Raw genomic sequence first — 17,848 nt, 5'->3', positions numbered from 1 at the left:
TTCGCTTGCCTCAAACAGCATGTATTACTTTACAGGCTTTTTTACTTTTCGTCAACAAGTTTTTTAAGAAAAAATGCATTCTCGAATATTAATTATTTATTTATCTATTATTATCTGGTTTTATCCTTAATATTTTTTGTTTAAGCCTACTATCTATAATTAAAATTCGGATATATAGAAAACTGCGTTAAGCATATTTACTTAACACAGCCTTCATCTCTTTTTATTTTTTCTAAATTGAATATCTTTCTTTAGCTTCTTTAATCTGATTATTTAATACTTCTTTTAATGGAGAAAATCCATTTTTTACACGTTTAGAGGTCCAAAAATGCACTCTCTTTTTTCTTGCTTCCTTTACTTCTGGCAAAACTGCACGTCTAGATAAACTAATTTGATTAGAATAAGGATCGATATCTAGCACTTGCACCTTTATAGTTTCTCCAACTTGATATTCTCTTCCTATATCTTTTACGTAACCTCCATGAATTTCAGAAATGTGTATTAAACCCTCTCTCTTACTATCTAATCTCACAAATATCCCATACTGCCGTATCCCACTAATCTTTCCTTCAACTATGTCACCAATTTTAACTTGCATACTATCTCATCCCTTACTAATATTAATTATAACTGTCTTTTTAATTAACGCTAAAGACATGACTTCTATGATTAATTTTGATGGAGGAGTTTTTAATGGAAAAATATGATCTAGCAATCATCGGAGCTGGTCCCATTGGACTTTTTGCTGCTTCCTTTGCTAATTTACATGGTTTAAAAACAATTTCTTTTGACGCTTTAGACGAAGTCGGTGGACAAATCAATATGCTTTATCCTCAAAAAGAAATTAAAGATGTACCTGCCTTTTCTTCTATTAAGGGGAAAAAACTGGTATCTAATCTACTTAAGCAAAATACTAAAACTAACTTTTTACTTTCTCACAAAGTAAAAAATATCTCATTTTCAGACGATAATAGTATCTTAATTGACAATGCATACCAGGTTAAGAGTTTACTAATTGCTACTGGTCTTGGTGCTTTTAAACCTAAGACTCTCCCTTTAGCTATAAATGCTAATGAAAAATCACATATTCATTATTCAATGCAACATCCCGAAGTTTTTGCTAATAAAAAAGTCGCAATTCTAGGCGGAGGCGATTCAGCACTTGACTGGGCCTTAGAATTATCAACTACGTCAGATGTATTTCTAATACATCGTAGAAATGAATTTCGTGGACTTGAAAGCTCAGTTACTAAACTTAAAAGTTTAAAAAATGTTGAACTTTTAACGCCTTACCTTCCAAAGGATCTTCACTTAATTGATAATAAAATGGAATTGGTTTTGCATAAGGTTGGTAATAGTGATGAATTTATTACTAAAGATATTGATGAAATTTTAGTTGCATATGGATTTAAGAGTGATAATCGCCAGTTGCGTAAATGGGGTATTAAACTAGAAAATAATCTAATCTCTGTTTCACAGCAGATGCATACAAATCTTCCAAATGTTTACGCAGTTGGTGATGCAATCACTTATCCTGGAAGAGTACCAATGATTGCTTTAGGTTTTGGTGAAGCACAAATTGCAATTAGCAGCATTATGCAAAACCTATTTCCAGAGAAAACAATGATTTTTCATTCTACTAGTATCTAATTTTTGAAAGGAAAAAATTTATATTTATGGGACTTATTGATTTTATTCTACATATTGATGACCACTTAGTTACCATTGTAAATATGTTTGGCAACTGGACCTATTTAATCTTATTTGCAATTATCTTCATTGAAACAGGTTTAGTTATTTTTCCATTTTTACCGGGAGATTCACTTATCTTTGCTTGCTGTGCCATGGCCGCAACCCCAAAATATAATCTCCATTTCTGGGTCTGCTATCTAGTCTTTATTGCTGCTGCTGTTTTAGGCGACACAATTAACTATGAAATTGGTCATTGGTCACAAGCCGAAGGAGCAAAACACAGCTGGTTTAATAAATTGATTAATCAAGACAAGCGAAAAGCTGCAGAAAACTTCTTTGATCGACACGGCGGTATCACAATTGTAATTGGTAGATTCATTCCATTTATTCGTACATTTGTTCCATTCGTATCCGGTGCAAGTAAGATGCATTATAGAACCTTCATTATCTATAACTTCATCGGTGGTTTTCTCTGGGTAACCTTATTCTCTGCTCTTGGATTTTTCTTTGGAAATATCCCAGTTGTCCAAGAACATTTTTCATTGATCGTAATCGCAATCATTTTAATTTCAGTACTGCCGGTCTTAATTATCTGGTTAAAGAAAAAGATGGTATTAAAAAAGGAGCTTCGTTAAAGCTCCTTTATTTTTTTGCCAAAATAAAACAAGAAAAATATAATTCATAGATTATTCCACCAATTGCAAAACAACCAGCAAAGAATTCTTCTGTTAAGACATTGATAATCGGATCAGTTGTTGGATTAAATAACCAGTCATTATTATTAAATAATAAGTGATGAAATGAAATAAAGAATTCATCAAAATTCATTAAAGCAAAAGGTAAAACAATTACTGGTAAAATCATAAAAATCAAAGCAGTTGTTCTTGAAAGGTAAATATAATTAAATCGCTTTCTCATTTTTAAGAAAATAAGAATAACTAACCCAATTATAAAAACAATTATCGCTAATTCAAACAGTAATTTACATTCATAAAAATGACGTGCTGCACTGGCTGAAGTTGGAAAATCAGACATGCGGAGCTTTTCTTTAAAAGGCGATAATAAGTAATCTAACAATTGAGTATAGTTTTTCATTACTGTTCCAATTGAAGTTTTTACTAACACATTTGTTTTTTGAACTTTCACAAAAACTGCTAAAAGTGGCCAGCTCAAAACTAATGCGCCTAAAGTAGCCGTAGCTAACGCCCTCAAAAAGTTATAAATAATTGCAACGATTGGTTTTCTTTTCATAGTTCCCACTCATCTAGATTTTCAACTACATAAGTTGGTTGTTTATCTTTTTCATCAAGCTGCTCTTTAGTAGTAACTCCAGTCATTGTTAATAATGAATCAATCCCGCAATTAATCCCAGCCATTATATCAGTATCATAGTTATCTCCAACTAAAATAGCATCTTGGCTTTGAGCATTTAACATTTTTAGAGCACTCGATACAATAATTGAAGATGGTTTTCCAATATAAGTTGGTTTAACTCCGGTAGCAACTTCAATCATTGTACAAAGTGCGCCATTTCCAGGTAATAATTCATCCCCAGAAGGTAAATTCTTATCAGCATTTGTCCCAATAAAAGTTGCACCACCTCGAATTGAACGAGTTGCAACACGAATTTTATGATAGGTTAAGTCAGTATCCATTCCAACAATTACATATTTAGGATTACGATCATCATAATAAAAACGCTCATTTTTAAGTAATCCTTGAACTAGTCCAATCTGACCAATAATGTAAACTGGAATTTTAGCAGCATCAGGATTTTGTGCAAGCAAAAACGATTCAGTTGCCAAAACCGGCGTATAAATATGATAAATATCAGTATTAACTCCATGTCCACGAAGTTTATCAACTACCATTTGCGGTGTACGAGTTGAATTATTAGTTAAAAATAAATGTGGAATATTTTTCTCTTGCAAGCGGTGAATAAATCTAACACCACTTTCAATGGTATCGCTTCCGCGATAAATTGTTCCATCTAAATCTATTAAGTAACATTTATAATCTTTATGTTCCACAATTAGCCCTTTCTCTTCTTAATTACAAAGCCTTTATTTTTATGTTGTCCACTTCCACGTTGATATTTTACAGCTGTTTTATGACCACCAATTATTGTCTTATGCACGCGATTTTCTTTAAAATATGGACATTTGCTACGATAACGATTATTGGATATATTCTTTCTCTTATTTTGTCTACCAAAAGCGACTTTCTTTATTTTATTTTCTTGAGCCAATCGTAAAACAAAATACGCGCTGCCAGGATTACAATATTCTTCTAAATAATCAACAATTGCATTGGCTTTTTTATCTATTGCAACCCGATCATTTTCATCATAAAATCCTTTTAATCTTAAATGCTCACTTGATACGTCTCCAACCAAATAATCATATTGATCAAGGTACGGATCGTACTTTTCTTTTAGCATATCAATATCTAGCGCATCTTTTATATTAGCTATAATTTCATACTTTCGCCCGTTAATCATTACAAAATCTTCATTAATAATTACATGAGCTAAAGGATGATAAAGCGTTGATTCTTTATTTTCTTCTTTATACTCCATTATTTTTCTCTCTATTGCTTATTGGATATTTCCTTTTCAAATAATTTCCAATTACAGTCCTTAAATAATTAGGAAATAAAAATTTATTCTTCCCCATAATTGAAATTGTAGGGAAAAATGGAATCAAAACATAATGATCAAGTAAAGCTAAGGTATATTCTTTTTCAGGATCAATCTCTTTTCCGTTAATGTAAACAGTCCTACTCTCATGATCTACTTGAATCCCCTTATATACGAGATCACCAAATATTTTTCCTCTAAAACTCATCCCTTTAAGAGCAAATTTACTTAAAAAATGCCGATTCTTTTCCATTTCCATAACCATCCGCCAAACATCTTTTCCAAATAATTTAGTTTGAACTACATGCATTGGATGAGGTAAAGATGCTTGTAAGTCTGCCTCAGTCAAAATTCCTTGGTGAAATGGTTTTAAAAATAAGCCACTATTTAAAACTGCGACATCAGTTCCAGCAAAATCACTAATTGCATCAAGTGAAACCTGAATGGCTGCCATTTTATCATTATTAAATTTAGCCGGTAAATCAGCAACTTGACGGGCATTTAGCATTTCCTCACCTTTTTGACGCCAAGCCAAGATTTGCTTTTTATCAGAAGCTAAAGTTGGTAAATCTTCTGTAGAAACAGTATTAGGCTTGATTGATACTACTTGATGATCATCATTTAATTCAATGCTAATATCGCCAATATGCTGTCCCCATTTACCTGTTTGCGTAATCCAAGTATGATTTACTTTTTCACCTTTTGGTAAATAATCATGACTATGTCCACCAACAATTAAATCTACTTCTGGATAATTATGTGCTATATATTTATCTACTCTTAACCCAATATGACTAACTACTATTAACATGTCATATTCACCTTTTATTTTAGGAAGCAAATCATCTAAAGCATTAGAAATCAATTTTATATGCCAATGGTTTGGGCCATAAGTCATTGGATAAGCAGCCGTTAGTCCTACAACTGCAATTCTAGTATTCTTTTTAGTTTTAAAAATCTTATATGGAGTGCACCATTTAGGCATACTTTCGTCTTCTTCACGTAAATTTGCCAAAATAACTGGAAAATTCGCATTATCAAATAATTTTTCTAATACAGCATGCGAATTAGAAATTCCTTCATTATTTCCAATAGTAATTGCATCATAATTAAATTCATTCATTAATTCGATATTTACTTCTCCCTCCGTTGCGTCTGACAAGGGATGAGAGCGATCCATAAAATCTCCAGCATCAAAAGTAAAAGTTTGATCGACACTTTTATCATTTTGTGCTTGGTGTAAATATCTTTTTATTTTAGGAAATTGTTCGAAATGAGAATGTAGATCATTTGTATGAACAATACGTAGTTTTTCCATACTCTACCTTTTTCTTTCTAACCAATATGATTGGCTTTTAATACAGCTTTAAAAGCATCTAAAACTTTTCCTTTTGGCTTATCCCATTCTACCCATTGTGGATCCTTCCAGTCATCTTCATTAGTTAAGGTTTCTAGTTGATAAGTTTCATTAATATATTCTTCGTATAATTGAAGAGCCTTAGTTCTAGCCAAATTCAGCTGAAGTATCCGCACTTTCTTTATTAATCCTCGGTCTACGGCCAGTTCAGCAATTCCATTTTGATCAATATTTGAAATTTCATAGTATTTAGATCCATCATTTCGAGTAACTTCTTCGATTAAATCTAATTGCTCATAAGCCATCTTTAGCATCTACTTTCTTAAAATGATTATTAACTACTATATTAATTATAGAAAAAAGTACACATCCATGCTATTGTTAAAAAGAATAGAGGTGTACACATGAAAACAAGCAGGCTTTCTTTTTTAGCCCTTTTTTTTAGTTTGATTTTTATTTTTGAATCGGGATTTCTGGTTATTGGACATCGCGGCAATCCTAGCAAATATCCTGAAGAAACCATTCAAAGTGATGACTCAGCTTTTGACGATGGAGCGGACTATGTAGAACTAGACCTGCACGTTTCTAAAGATAATACTTTAGTTGTTTCTCATGATCGCGACTTAAGCCGAGTTGTTGGATCATCGGTTATTGTATCACAAAACAATTTCTCCTATTTAAACACCTTAAAACAAGCTAATGGTGAATCAATTATCTCCTTAGATCAGTTATTTAACTACTATAAAGATAAACCTAAGACTAAGTTTCTTATTGAAACAAAAAAGACCAAACATAACAGCCCTAAAAATATGGAAGAGCTCCTTGCCGCAAGTATCAAAAAATATCATATGCAAGATCGAGTTATGATTCACAGTTTTTCTGCTTCTAGTCTAAAAACTATGAATGAACTTTTACCAGATGTTCCAAGAATTTTTATTGTAGGATCATTAAAAAGAATTAACTTTGAGGTATTGAGTTATGTCAACGGTATTAATATCTCCTCTGATCTAATTACTCAAAATCCTAAACTTATTAATCAACTTCATGCCTTGCATCAAAAAGTTTTTGTCTGGGCAGAAATGAATGAATCACCCAGACTCTGGAATTGGCTAATTAATAATGACATTGATGCTGTTGTAACTAACTTCCCAGCCCTAGGATACAAGTATAAACTAGCCAAAAGTGGTACTAAGAAATATGACGTCAACAAAGATGGGATGTACTTTGGTCGTCTTCCAATTACTATTAGTGAAAATCCATATCTAAGCGTCAAAACTTCAAAAGAGCTCAAATTCTTAGAACCAGTTCATGTTTCTTCAGCTGTTATTACTTCTGAGCAAACATTCTATCAAATTGGTGATAAAGAATTTGTACCTGCAGACTTAGTTAGTTTAGACTTACAACCTGAGTGGATTTTACCTTATTGGAATTTAAGTATTATTAATCCTACTCAAAATCCAATTTTCACTTATAATAAACCTGATAAGCAATCTGGTAAAAAAGGTCAGCTTTTACCACGAAAGCAGTATCGAATTTTGGGTGTAAGTGGAGGTGTTAAGGAATTATGGCTTTTGACTGATAATGGCTGGATTAAGTCATCAAAGATTCTGTACTATGGCTTATTTGACAAAAAATCATTTGCCTACAAGAACTATAAGCGACTTGATCCCGCCTATCGTCAAACAAATGTCGCCCTGTTTCCTTACTTACCCGTAGAAAAAGTTCCAATTAAAAGTTTTTGGTCGACTTATTCTGATGTAAATGCTGTAATATTTAATCAGAGATAAAAATTAAAGGAGTACATTTATGGAAGAACTAGATTATAAGAAATTAGCTCAAGAAAAAAAGGATGCTATTTTAAACGATTTAAAAGAATTGATCGCAATTGATTCTTCTGAAGATTTAAACAATACTAGCAAAGAATATCCAGTTGGTCCTGGCCCAGTTAAAGCAATGAAGAAGTTTTTATCTTTTGCTAAACGTGATGGTTTCGACACTGAAAATTTTGATAACTATGCAGGTCGAATTAACATGGGTGCCGGTGACAAGCGTGTAGGTATTATTGGACATATGGATGTTGTTCCTGCTGGCGAAGGCTGGAAGACTGATCCATTTAAGATGACTATTAAAGATGGAAAAATTTATGGTCGTGGTAGCGCTGATGATAAAGGTCCATCATTAGCTGCTTATTACGGAATGCTTATCTTAAAGGAACATGGATTTAAGCCTAAAAAGAAAATTGATTTTGTCCTTGGAACTAATGAAGAAACTAATTGGGTAGGAATTGATTACTACTTGAAGCATCAACCAGCTCCTGACATTGCCTTTTCACCTGATGCAGAATTTCCAATTATCAACGGTGAACAAGGTATTGTTACCTTAAAGCTTGACTTCAAATTTGATCCAAGCCAAGGTAACGTTAAGCTTTGGACATTCCAATCAGGTATTGCTACTAATGTTATCCCTCAAACTGCTCATGCTCAACTTGAAGGCGACATTGACGGTATTAAAGAAAAATTTGACCTATTCCTTAAAGAACATAAACTTGAAGGAAAGGCAGAAATGCTTAGTGGTCGTCTATCATTAACTTTAACTGGTCATGGTGCTCACGCTTCAGCTCCAGAAACTGGTAGAAATGCTGCTACTTACCTTGCACTCTTCCTTGATAGCCTAAGTTTTGACGGTCAAGCAAAGAATTTCTTACATTTTCTTGCAACTGTTGAACACAAAGACTTTAATGGTAAGAAATTAGGCATCTTCCACCACGATGATTTAATGGGCGATTTAACTAGCTCACCAAGTATGTTTAACTTTGAAGGTCAAAATGCATACCTACTAAACAATGTTCGCTACCCACAAGGTATTGAACCAGAAGAAATGGTCAAAAACATTAACGAAAAATTTGGTGACATCTTAGACGCTAGAGTTGAAGGTTCAGCAGAAGCTCCTCACTACGTTCCTGAAGACGATCCAATCGTTAAGACCCTTCTTTCAGTTTATGAAAAGCAAACTGGTAAGAAAGGTCACGAAGTTATTATTGGCGGTGGTACATACGGCCGTTTATTTAAACATGGTGTAGCTTTTGGTGCTCAACCAGAAGGTGCCCCACTTGTTATGCACCAACCAAATGAATATATGAAAGTTGATGATTTGATCAATTCAATTGCTATTTACGCCGAAGCAATCTATGAATTAACTAAGTAATTAAAAATATTAATGAATTCGTAAAAAGGACAGCATCAAAGCTAGTCCTTTTTTTGCTATAATAGGTGGAAAGTAAAGTAATTAACAAAGGATCCTGATCTGTGAAAAATTTAAAAGAAAAAATCAGAAAATTCCTGACTGCAGGGCCGGAAATAAAAAAACTACAAAGCGAATCAGACGAAAGTCAATGGAAGTTCTATAGTGGCATAATTTATTTGACTTTGCGTCGCGTTTTCCACTATTTGATTTTAATTGCCTTTTTCGGCTTATTTTTACTAATTGGTTTTGGTGGAGGATATGCTCTTGGAATTGTCCGTAACCAATCTATTCCAACAGTTAGCGAATTAAATCATCAAATAAATCACGCTCAAAATTCAGCTACCCTTTATTACGCTGGCGGCAAGAAAATAGCTACAGTACAACCTGATACTGTTACTAAAAAAGCTAGTAAAAACGAAATAACTCCATTAGTTAAGAATGCTGTTACAGCAACTGAAGATGAGAACTTTTACATCCATAAAGGCGTATTACCTAAATCCTTAGTTAGGGCTGTTCTTTCTGAATTAACCGGCGTCGGGGTACAGACTGGTGGGTCAACTTTAACTCAGCAATTAGTTAAAATGCAATTTTTAACTAGTCAGACAACTTGGCACAGAAAAGTTACTGAAATGTTCTATGCACATAAGATCGAAAAATACTTCTCTAAAGAGGACATTTTACGTGCATACTTAAATGCTGCTCCTTATGGTAAAAATAATCGTGGTGAAAACATTGTAGGTATCAAGACTGCAGCTGAAGGTATCTTTGGCAAGTCCATTTCTGAACTTAACTTACCTCAAGCTGCCTTTATCGCCGGTTTACCGCAAAGTCCCTCTGTTTATACTCCCTATCGCTTAAACGGAAAAGTCAAAAAAGATCTCGACTTAGCTATGCGTAGAAAAGATATCGTGCTTTTCCGTATGTACAGAAATGGTGATATTAGTAAAAAAGACTATCTTGCGGCTAAAAAATATGATCTACGAGCAGACTTCCTTAAACCTGAAAAGGCACCAAAACAAAAGAAACAAAGCGGTTATCTGTACAACCTCGTTATGAATAAGAGTACCAATCTTTTAGTAGAACAATTAATTGAGCAGGATGGTCTAAAAGTTTCTGACGTGAAACAAGACACTAATCGTTATAACCAGTACTTAACTAATGCTAGCGAATTATTGCATCAAAAGGGCTATCATATTAAAACTACAATTAGAAAGCCTCTTTACCAAACTATGCAACGTGTAGTTAAACAAAATAAATATGGTCAAGATAAAACTTCACGTGACTTTGATTCAGATACTAACAAGTGGGTTAATACAACGGAACATGTAGAAAATGGTAGTGTCGTAATTGATAACGCAACAGGCAAAGTTTTAGCCTTCAGCGGTGGCGTTGATTTCAAGAATTCTCAAATTAACCACGCCTTTGATACTTATCGCTCACCTGGTTCGTCCATCAAGCCATACCTAGTTTATGGGCCTGCAGTTGAACATAAACTTATTTCTAGTCAAACTGCACTTGCTGACTTCCCTACTCGCTTTGGAAACTATATTCCAACCGACTATAATTCTACTGTTGAAAATAGATTTATATCTGCTCAAGAAGCATTAAGTAAGTCCTACAACTTACCAGCTGTAAACCTATACAGTAAGCTTGTAAACGATAAGAATATTAATCTACGTCAAGATATGAAGAAGCTTGGCTTAAACCTTAGCAAAAGTGAATTTGAAAACTTAGGCCTAGCTCTTGGTGGTACAGACTATGGCTTCTCTGTAGCTGATAATGCAAGTGCCTTTTCTAACTTCTACAACAATGGCAAACGTGCAGATCCTTACTACATTGATGAAATTCAAGACCCATCTGGTAGAGTAATTTACAAACATAAGCAAAATTCACAAAAAGTATTCTCTACTGGTACTTCCTACATTATGCAGAAAATGCTTCACCAGGTAGTAACCAAGGGTACTGCTTCAAGTTTAACTGGTACTTTAAAGTTCAACTATAAAAACTTAATCGGTAAAACTGGAACTAGTAACGACTACCGCGATATTTGGTTTAATGGCTCTACTCCAGGAATTACGATTTCTAGTTGGATGGGATATGATAACTTCTATGGTCACTCCTACAACCTAGATTCTAATTCTAGTGAAACCAATCTAAACCTCTGGGCAAATATTGCAAATGCCTTATATAAAGAAGACCCTACAATCTTTAAGCTCTATGATTCTCCAAGTTCTCCAAGCTCTGTTTATAAGAATAGAGTTTTGAAACAAACTGGAACATTACCAGGAACAGTTAGTTTTGATGGCGATAACATCGACCTAACCGGTAAAAAGACAACTGCATTAAGTCTTTCTCCAGCTCCAGCTGCAACTGCTAAGTTTGGTATTGGTGGTTCAACTGCCGACTACAATCTCTTCTATGATCACTTAGAAGGAAAAGACAATGACTACGGTAAGGTCTTAATCTACACTGGTAAGACTATTTCTAAGAAGAAAAATATCAATAGTCTCTTTGCTGTAGCGAATGGCTCAACATCTGAAGATGCACGTAACTATTATGGTAAGAACCATGAAGTCTACCGTGAATCAAATAACAACTCATCATCTTCAACTAATAGAAACGTTGGAGCAAATGATAGACAAGCTCGTAGTAGTGGCGGACAAGGAGGAAATAATAATTCTTCTTCATCGTCAACCAGACGGAATACAGCGACCGAATCTCCTTCTCAAAATACTAGTTCAGAAAACAGTAATTCAACTAATGAAATTAATTCAAATATTAGTTCCGATGAATCTGTCTCTATTAATGCAAACAGTAGTACTGAACCAACAGCAGGCGATGCTGCTGCCGTGGACAATGGTCCTACTACTCTATAGTTAAAATTATTATTTTAAAGTATCAAAACTGATAATCATTAATTTGATTATCAGTTTTTTATTTGTGAAAATTGTCATTTTATTAAAATTTGTATTGAAAATAGTTAATTAAAGTATTAATATTTAAATAAATTTTAATTAAAGGAGAAGGTATGGAATTACTGAAATATTTTAAAAAGTTAAAATGGGAATTTCTATTAGTAGTATTTCTTATAATTGTTAATGCTGGATTTTTAACACTAGCAGGTATTTCTAGCGCGAATGCATTGAGTGCGGTTGCTAAATTACGCGCAGCTGAATTCTTTATGTGGGTTGCAATAATGGGTGGAGCCTATATTATTTATGCTATTGTTAATTGTCTTGTTAATGTAGAACAAATGCGTTTATCTCAAAATGTAGACAAACTAATCAGAAATAGTATTGCAACAGACTTATCCAAGGCAAACTATGCTACTTTTCATAAACAAACTGTAGCCACATACAGTTCTTGGTTAACTAATGATATTACTACGATTAATAATTTCGGAATCACTGACTTTTTAATGATTGTCAGACAAATTAGTGAGATTGTTTTTGGGATGCTCACCCTAGCATATTTCAATATAAGTTTGGTAGTAACTGTTGTTGTCTTAACAGTTATTATGGGGAATCGTGCCAAACATGTTTTCTAAAATCCTAGCTAAACGATCATTAGAATAGACTCATGCTAACGAACGATTAGTTAACACAATTAATGATATATTAAATGGCTTCAATACCCTCTTTTTAGCCAATCTTCCTCAGACCATTGTTAAAAAAATCGATGGTTCTTCAGACGATGTAAAAAAGCATACATTAAATTACAGTAAAACTGCTGGAATAACTCAAGCAATAACTAATGGTTTAGCATTTATTAGCCAAGTTATTATTTTAGGACAAACGGGTTGGCTCATTTTACATCATCTCACTCCAGTAGGAACTATTAGTGGTGCACAATTTTTGCTGAATTAAGTGGTATTAGCTTTAACTGGCAGGAATTTAAGTCTATAAAATCAATAATGGAAAAGTTCAAATCTATCTCTAACAAACAAAGTGAGCCTCATTCAATTTCTAATTGGCAACTAGGAAAACTTGGCTTAAAGATTGGTTCATCATTATGCTAAAAATGATGAACCAATCTTTCATAATTTGAATTTAGACTTTCTATTGCAAAATAAATATATCTTAACGGGAGATTCTGCAGCTGGAAAATCCACAATTTTAAATTTAATTGGTGGTTTACTAAGAAACTATCAAGGAGAAATTAATCTTGGTAATATGCGTTATGATCAAATTTCAGATCATGACCTACATCAAAAGATTTCTTATTTACAGCAAGATCCATATATTTTTTCAGCATCCCTAAAATGGAATTTAACCCTAGGAAAAGAGATATCAACTCAGAAAATTAATAAAGTAATCAAAGAGTGCGGTCTAGAAGATTTAATTGCTACACTACCTAAAGGAATTGATACAGTTTTAGATGATCAAGGAAAACAATTATCTGGCGGACAAAAACAACGTATCGCATTTGCTAGAGAAATATTACGTGACACTCCAATTTACCTATTAGACGAGGCAACGTCTGCATTAGATAAAGCTTCAAGTATACAGCTTGAGCGTTTGATCTTGACTAAACAGGATAAAACTGTGATTATGGTAACCCACCACTTAAGAAACGAAATTGAACAATTAGCTAACGAAGTGATCAACTTAAATAAAATAAAAAACACGACCAGTGAAAATATTTAAACTCACTACTACTAAAAAAGTACTGTTAACATCAACGGTTTTTCAACCGAAGAGTAACAGTACTTTTTTATTTTTAATATTAACTTATCTACTTAGTAGAAGCAGACTTCTTCAAAGTATATGGCAAGATGACATGAGCATCATCTAGCTCTTCATCATTCATCAACTTAGTTAACATTCTCATTGCAACAGCACCGATATCATAAAGTGGTTGTTGAACAGTAGTTAATTGAGGACGAACAATTTTAGCAACATTAGTTGATGCAGCAGAAATAATTTCTAAATCTTCTGGAATCTTCACACCGGCAGCAGAAGCAGCATTAACTATACCAGCAGCTACCACATCACGTGTTGCAATAATTCCATCTACTTTATCTGTCTTAATTTTATCAAATAGATTATAACCATCTTCATAGGTTCTAGCATCTTCGTAGATATGAACATTCTTTAACTTATGTTCTTCCATAAAGTCTTTATAAGCAACGAAACGGTTATCTTTGTTAACATAAGCTTTTCCGTCACCAACAACTAAAGCAAGGTTCTTCTTACCATTCTTCAATAACAAACCTAAAGCTTCTTTTTCAGCAGCCTTATAATCAATTGTTACACTTGGAAAGTCTTGGTTAGCATCAGCAGTGCCAGCTAAAACAACCGGTGTATTAGTACGCTCGAAGATTTCTTGCGCCTTTTCACCCATTAAGTTTGACATGTAAATTACACCATCAACTTGCTTATTAAGTAAGTTTTGGATTACTTGATCCTCATTTAACAAAGTATTACCAACACTGGAAAGTAAGATATTGTACTTGTACATTGTAGCAATATCGTCAATTCCTTTAGATAATTCTGCAAAGTGCATATTTGTCAAATCTGGCATAATTAAGCCAACTGTTGTAGTTCTCTTTGAAGCCAGTCCTTGAGCAACTGCATTAGGTTGATAATGCAGGCGATCAATGACAGCTAATACCTTTTCACGTGTTTCTTTACGTACATTATTATTTCCATTTACTACTCTTGAAACAGTAGCCATAGAAACTTTTGCTTCACGAGCAACATCATAAATAGTTACTTCTTGCTTTTGCATAAATTTCTCACACTCCTGTAAAAACACTCTTTTATAACTTATCAAGAATAGCAACACATTGCAACCGTTTACGACTAAAAACTCATTACTTTACCATATTATATGGTATACTCCCAGTATATATTAAAAAAGGAGTTAAAATTATGAACTTAGACAAATTACAAAATTGGTTAATTTCAACTAATAATGATGTTGCCTACATCTCTGACCCAATTAGTATTAACTACTTTACTGGCTACAGCATGGATCCTCACGAAAGAATCTTTGCTTTACTAGCTTTTAAAGATAAACCAGCCTTTATTTTTGCACCTGAATTAAATGTTGAAGAAGCTAAAAACTCTGCTTGGAACGGCGATGTTTATGGTTATCTCGACCATGAAGATCCCTGGGCAAAAATTGCTGATTTAGTAAATCAACGGATTAGCAATATTAAAAATATCGCTATTGAAAAGACACACCTTTCAGTCGATCGCTTAGAAGCACTAAGAATCGCATTTCCTGATTCATCATTTACAAATAATGTTTCTCCTTTTGTTGCCGAAGCACGCTTACGCAAAACTCCTGAAGAAGTTGAACAATTAAAAGCGGCTGGTGCAGAAGCAGATTTTGCCTTTCAAATTGGTTTTGATGCTCTGAGAAATGGCGTAACTGAGCGTTATGTTGCTGGCCAAATTGACTACCAATTAAAGCTTCAAAAAGGCGTCATGCATACTAGTTTTGAAACAATTGTTCAAGCTGGTAAGAATGCTGCTAATCCTCATCTTGGTCCAACTATGAACAAGATTGAGCCAAATGAATTAGTTCTTTTTGACCTTGGAACTATGCACAATGGATACGCTTCTGATTCAAGTAGAACCGTAGCTTACGGCGAACCAACTGCTAAAGAAAAAGAAATCTACGAAGTTAATCGCGAAGCTCAACAAGCAGCTATTGAAGCCGCAAAGCCAGGTATTACTGCTAGCGAATTAGATGCTGTCGCTAGAGATATCATCACTAAAGCCGGCTATGGTGAATACTTTATTCACCGTCTTGGACATGGTATCGGAATGAATGTTCATGAATTTCCACAAATCATGGAGGGAAATGATATTGTTCTTGAAGAAGGTATGTGTTTCTCAATCGAGCCTGGTATTTACATCCCTAATGTAGCCGGCGTTAGAATCGAAGATTGTGGTGTTGTAACCAAGAATGGATTTGAAACCTTTACTAAGACCAGCAAAGACTTGAAATACATTCCGGTCAAAGATTAATCCTAAAAAATAGTATCTCTATTTCCCTGCTGATAATTAAATCAGCAGTTTTTTTTAACAAAAAAAGAACCAAGTATCAAAACTTGATTCCTTAAATAATAAAATTTAACTTTAGTTAGTTTCAGCATTGTTTAAATCACTAACAGTATCCTTATCAGCCTTTTCGTCTTCACCAAGGTCCTTGTTAGTGTCGTCAATTACGATATCATCAAAATCTTTTAATTCTGAATCATCTTCAACTGACTTAGGGAATGATGCTAATTGGTTCTTAATTGCTTCTGTTCCCTTATCATACTTTTCTTTTAAATGTTGCAATTTTTCATTTTCAGCAATTTTTTTCTTTACATCGTCGGTTACATCTTCTGGCAATAACAATGAGCCAGCAATCAAACCAACACCTAAACCAACAACGCTACCTAATAAAAATCCGCCAAGTTTACGCATAATTATTCTCCTTTAATAAATATCTAATAAATATTAGTCTTCACCGCGACGACGTTTACGTCTTGCAAACATTCGACTAACTAGAGATGAAAAGATGCCAATTCCAACTCCTCTAATACCCATATTAGAGAAACGCTCAACCATTCTTCTTGATGAAGAATTAATATCTGACACACTTTCACCTAAATCTGCAGCTGCCTTCACAACTGGTTCTAATTCTGTTACTTTACCGTTTACATCAGCTAAAAGAGCATTACTTTTTTCTAATAAATCTTCACTTTGTTTCATCAATACAGCAGTTTGCTTTGTTAAATCATCAACAGCTGTATTAACGCTATCCAGAGTTGAGTCAACTTTCTTCATTGTCTTAGTAGCTCTAACAATTAAAGGCAAAGTAAATAAGACCAAGATTAAAAAGGCAACCGCTGCAATTAAGCCAGCCAATGCACCATATGAAATTGACATAATCTATCCTCCATTAATTATTCCTCTCATAAGAAAGTCTAGCATTATTCCTCACCTCAAGCAATAAAATAGTACCTAACTTTTTGATATACTATTAAAGAGAAAGCTAAGAAAGAAAGGAAATCTATGAACTGGTCTACCCTTCTAAAAGGAACTTCTACTACAACTAAAAAAACTAACGTCGATTCCTTAATTGATTGGAACGACGTATTTCATACCTTATTAAGTCGTAGTATTCAAATAATAATCACCACTGTCATTTTCTTTTTAATTTGGCATATTGGTAAAAAATTACTAACCAAATACTTACTCAAAAATCCTAAATTTCAAGAAAAAATGACAGGTCGAAAAAGGACTTTGGCTCAACTTGGAGTCGCTCTTTTCCAATATACCATTCTTTTGTTCTATCTCTACAGCATTTTAACCCTGCTTGGTATACCTGTTGGCACACTTTTAGCCAGTGTGGGACTTGTTTCACTAGCTTTAGGGATGGGCGCCCAAGGGCTTGTTAGTGACGTCATAACTGGAATGAACATCTTAAGTGAAGGGGAATATAATATTGGCGATACAGTTAAGATTGGCAACTATACTGGAACCGTCCTTTCATTCACGCTACGCAATACTAGACTTAAGACAACCAATGGTGCCGTCATCTACATCCCTAACCGCAACATTACTGTAGTTGAAAATTTAAGTCACGGTTCACATTCAGGGTGGAGTATGAACATCGACTTAAACTTATCAGTTGAAAATGATCTTACTGATATTAATCATGCTGTCGATAAGGCTAATGGTGCTTTAAAAGATAAATTTAAGAAACAAATCAAAAAAGGACCGCAAATTATTGGAATTATTAATCAAACAGGTTCTAGTTTTATTTATCAAATTCATTTCCAAGTAATTGCTAATAGTCAAAGTATGATTAAAAATGCTTATCTAACTGCCTATATTAAGGAATTTAATCAGGCAGGAATTAAATTTAGTTCCCTTCCCACCAAGCAAGATAATAATCAATCTAATTCATAAAAG

At 33.7% G+C, this 17,848-nt stretch carries 19 protein-coding genes; 10 read left to right on the top strand and 9 right to left on the bottom strand.

The genetic code is table 11. The features are described 5' to 3' along the window. Positions 1-232: 232 nt before the first annotated feature. Positions 233-598, bottom strand: a complete 366-nt coding sequence (locus FD18_RS02375; protein WP_057718370.1) for a CvfD/Ygs/GSP13 family RNA-binding post-transcriptional regulator — start codon at positions 596-598, stop codon at positions 233-235. Positions 599-693: 95 nt separating this feature from the next. Between FD18_RS02375 and FD18_RS02370 the strand changes: the two genes are divergently transcribed. Continuing rightward, entirely contained in the window at positions 694-1,650 is a 957-nt protein-coding gene (locus FD18_RS02370) for an NAD(P)/FAD-dependent oxidoreductase (protein WP_057718369.1), read from the top strand. A 26-nt stretch (positions 1,651-1,676) separates the two neighbouring features. After that, positions 1,677-2,327 carry a VTT domain-containing protein gene (locus FD18_RS02365; protein ID WP_057718368.1) on the top strand — a complete coding sequence of 217 codons (651 nt, stop codon included), beginning with the start codon at positions 1,677-1,679 and terminating at the stop codon, positions 2,325-2,327. 7 nt (positions 2,328-2,334) lie between these two features. Here the strand turns inward: FD18_RS02365 and FD18_RS02360 are convergent, their stop codons facing one another. From FD18_RS02360 to FD18_RS02340, 5 genes are read right to left on the bottom strand one after another with little or no spacing between them, the layout of a single operon-like run. Continuing rightward, on the bottom strand, positions 2,335-2,943 hold the full coding sequence (locus FD18_RS02360) for a TIGR01906 family membrane protein (RefSeq protein WP_057718367.1): 609 nt from the start codon (positions 2,941-2,943) through the stop codon (positions 2,335-2,337). After that, on the bottom strand, positions 2,940-3,722 hold the full coding sequence (locus tag FD18_RS02355) for a TIGR01457 family HAD-type hydrolase (protein ID WP_057718366.1): 783 nt from the start codon (positions 3,720-3,722) through the stop codon (positions 2,940-2,942). The genes FD18_RS02360 and FD18_RS02355 overlap by 4 nt, the downstream gene beginning before the upstream one ends. Before the next feature lie 2 nt (positions 3,723-3,724). After that, a complete protein-coding gene (locus FD18_RS02350) occupies positions 3,725-4,270 on the bottom strand; it encodes a YutD family protein (protein ID WP_057718365.1) in 546 nt (181 codons plus the stop codon). Next, complete coding sequence (locus tag FD18_RS02345; RefSeq protein ID WP_057718364.1) at positions 4,260-5,648, bottom strand: bifunctional metallophosphatase/5'-nucleotidase; 1,389 nt, start codon at positions 5,646-5,648, stop codon at positions 4,260-4,262. The genes FD18_RS02350 and FD18_RS02345 overlap by 11 nt, the downstream gene beginning before the upstream one ends. A gap of 17 nt (positions 5,649-5,665) precedes the next feature. Beyond that, on the bottom strand, positions 5,666-5,992 hold the full coding sequence (locus FD18_RS02340; RefSeq protein ID WP_057718363.1) for a hypothetical protein: 327 nt from the start codon (positions 5,990-5,992) through the stop codon (positions 5,666-5,668). Between the two features lie 99 nt (positions 5,993-6,091). Here FD18_RS02340 and FD18_RS02335 point away from each other — a divergent pair, with 99 nt between their 5' ends. The 6 genes from FD18_RS02335 (at position 6,092) to FD18_RS09705 (ending at position 13,576) form a co-directional block, all read left to right on the top strand. Continuing rightward, positions 6,092-7,474, top strand: coding sequence for a glycerophosphodiester phosphodiesterase (locus tag FD18_RS02335; RefSeq protein ID WP_057718362.1), 1,383 nt, complete (start codon positions 6,092-6,094; stop codon positions 7,472-7,474). A gap of 19 nt (positions 7,475-7,493) precedes the next feature. After that, positions 7,494-8,891 carry a dipeptidase PepV gene (gene pepV, locus FD18_RS02330; protein WP_057718361.1) on the top strand — a complete coding sequence of 466 codons (1,398 nt, stop codon included), beginning with the start codon at positions 7,494-7,496 and terminating at the stop codon, positions 8,889-8,891. A 101-nt stretch (positions 8,892-8,992) separates the two neighbouring features. Then, a complete protein-coding gene (locus FD18_RS02325; RefSeq protein WP_057718360.1) occupies positions 8,993-11,806 on the top strand; it encodes a transglycosylase domain-containing protein in 2,814 nt (937 codons plus the stop codon). Between the two features lie 152 nt (positions 11,807-11,958). Continuing rightward, entirely contained in the window at positions 11,959-12,477 is a 519-nt protein-coding gene (locus FD18_RS10020) for an ABC transporter ATP-binding protein (RefSeq protein ID WP_162257025.1), read from the top strand. A 58-nt stretch (positions 12,478-12,535) separates the two neighbouring features. Continuing rightward, positions 12,536-12,796 carry a hypothetical protein gene (locus FD18_RS10015; protein WP_338141083.1) on the top strand — a complete coding sequence of 87 codons (261 nt, stop codon included), beginning with the start codon at positions 12,536-12,538 and terminating at the stop codon, positions 12,794-12,796. 132 nt (positions 12,797-12,928) lie between these two features. After that, positions 12,929-13,576 carry an ATP-binding cassette domain-containing protein gene (locus tag FD18_RS09705; protein ID WP_235499854.1) on the top strand — a complete coding sequence of 216 codons (648 nt, stop codon included), beginning with the start codon at positions 12,929-12,931 and terminating at the stop codon, positions 13,574-13,576. 88 nt (positions 13,577-13,664) lie between these two features. Here FD18_RS09705 and FD18_RS02310 read toward each other — a convergent pair whose 3' ends face one another. Then, the gene (locus FD18_RS02310) at positions 13,665-14,660 is read right to left on the bottom strand and encodes a substrate-binding domain-containing protein (protein ID WP_057718359.1); all 996 of its coding nucleotides are present in this window, start codon (positions 14,658-14,660) and stop codon (positions 13,665-13,667) included. Positions 14,661-14,803: 143 nt separating this feature from the next. Between FD18_RS02310 and FD18_RS02305 the strand changes: the two genes are divergently transcribed. Then, positions 14,804-15,910: an aminopeptidase P family protein gene (locus FD18_RS02305; RefSeq protein ID WP_057718358.1), complete on the top strand. Its 1,107-nt coding sequence runs from the start codon at positions 14,804-14,806 to the stop codon at positions 15,908-15,910. A gap of 111 nt (positions 15,911-16,021) precedes the next feature. On the opposite strand, the gene FD18_RS02300 is transcribed toward FD18_RS02305, so the two are convergent. Together FD18_RS02300 and FD18_RS02295 are read right to left on the bottom strand one after the other, a co-directional pair. After that, positions 16,022-16,354, bottom strand: a complete 333-nt coding sequence (locus FD18_RS02300; RefSeq protein ID WP_057718357.1) for a hypothetical protein — start codon at positions 16,352-16,354, stop codon at positions 16,022-16,024. Between the two features lie 33 nt (positions 16,355-16,387). Further along, the gene (locus tag FD18_RS02295) at positions 16,388-16,819 is read right to left on the bottom strand and encodes a DUF948 domain-containing protein (RefSeq protein WP_057718356.1); all 432 of its coding nucleotides are present in this window, start codon (positions 16,817-16,819) and stop codon (positions 16,388-16,390) included. Between the two features lie 126 nt (positions 16,820-16,945). Between FD18_RS02295 and FD18_RS02290 the strand changes: the two genes are divergently transcribed. Next, entirely contained in the window at positions 16,946-17,845 is a 900-nt protein-coding gene (locus tag FD18_RS02290; protein WP_057718355.1) for a mechanosensitive ion channel family protein, read from the top strand. Positions 17,846-17,848: the final 3 nt, after the last annotated feature.

The sequence above is a fragment of the Lactobacillus taiwanensis DSM 21401 genome, from assembly GCF_001436695.1.
Taxonomy (GTDB): domain Bacteria; phylum Bacillota; class Bacilli; order Lactobacillales; family Lactobacillaceae; genus Lactobacillus; species Lactobacillus taiwanensis.
This window is presented reverse-complemented; position numbering and strand designations above follow the sequence as displayed.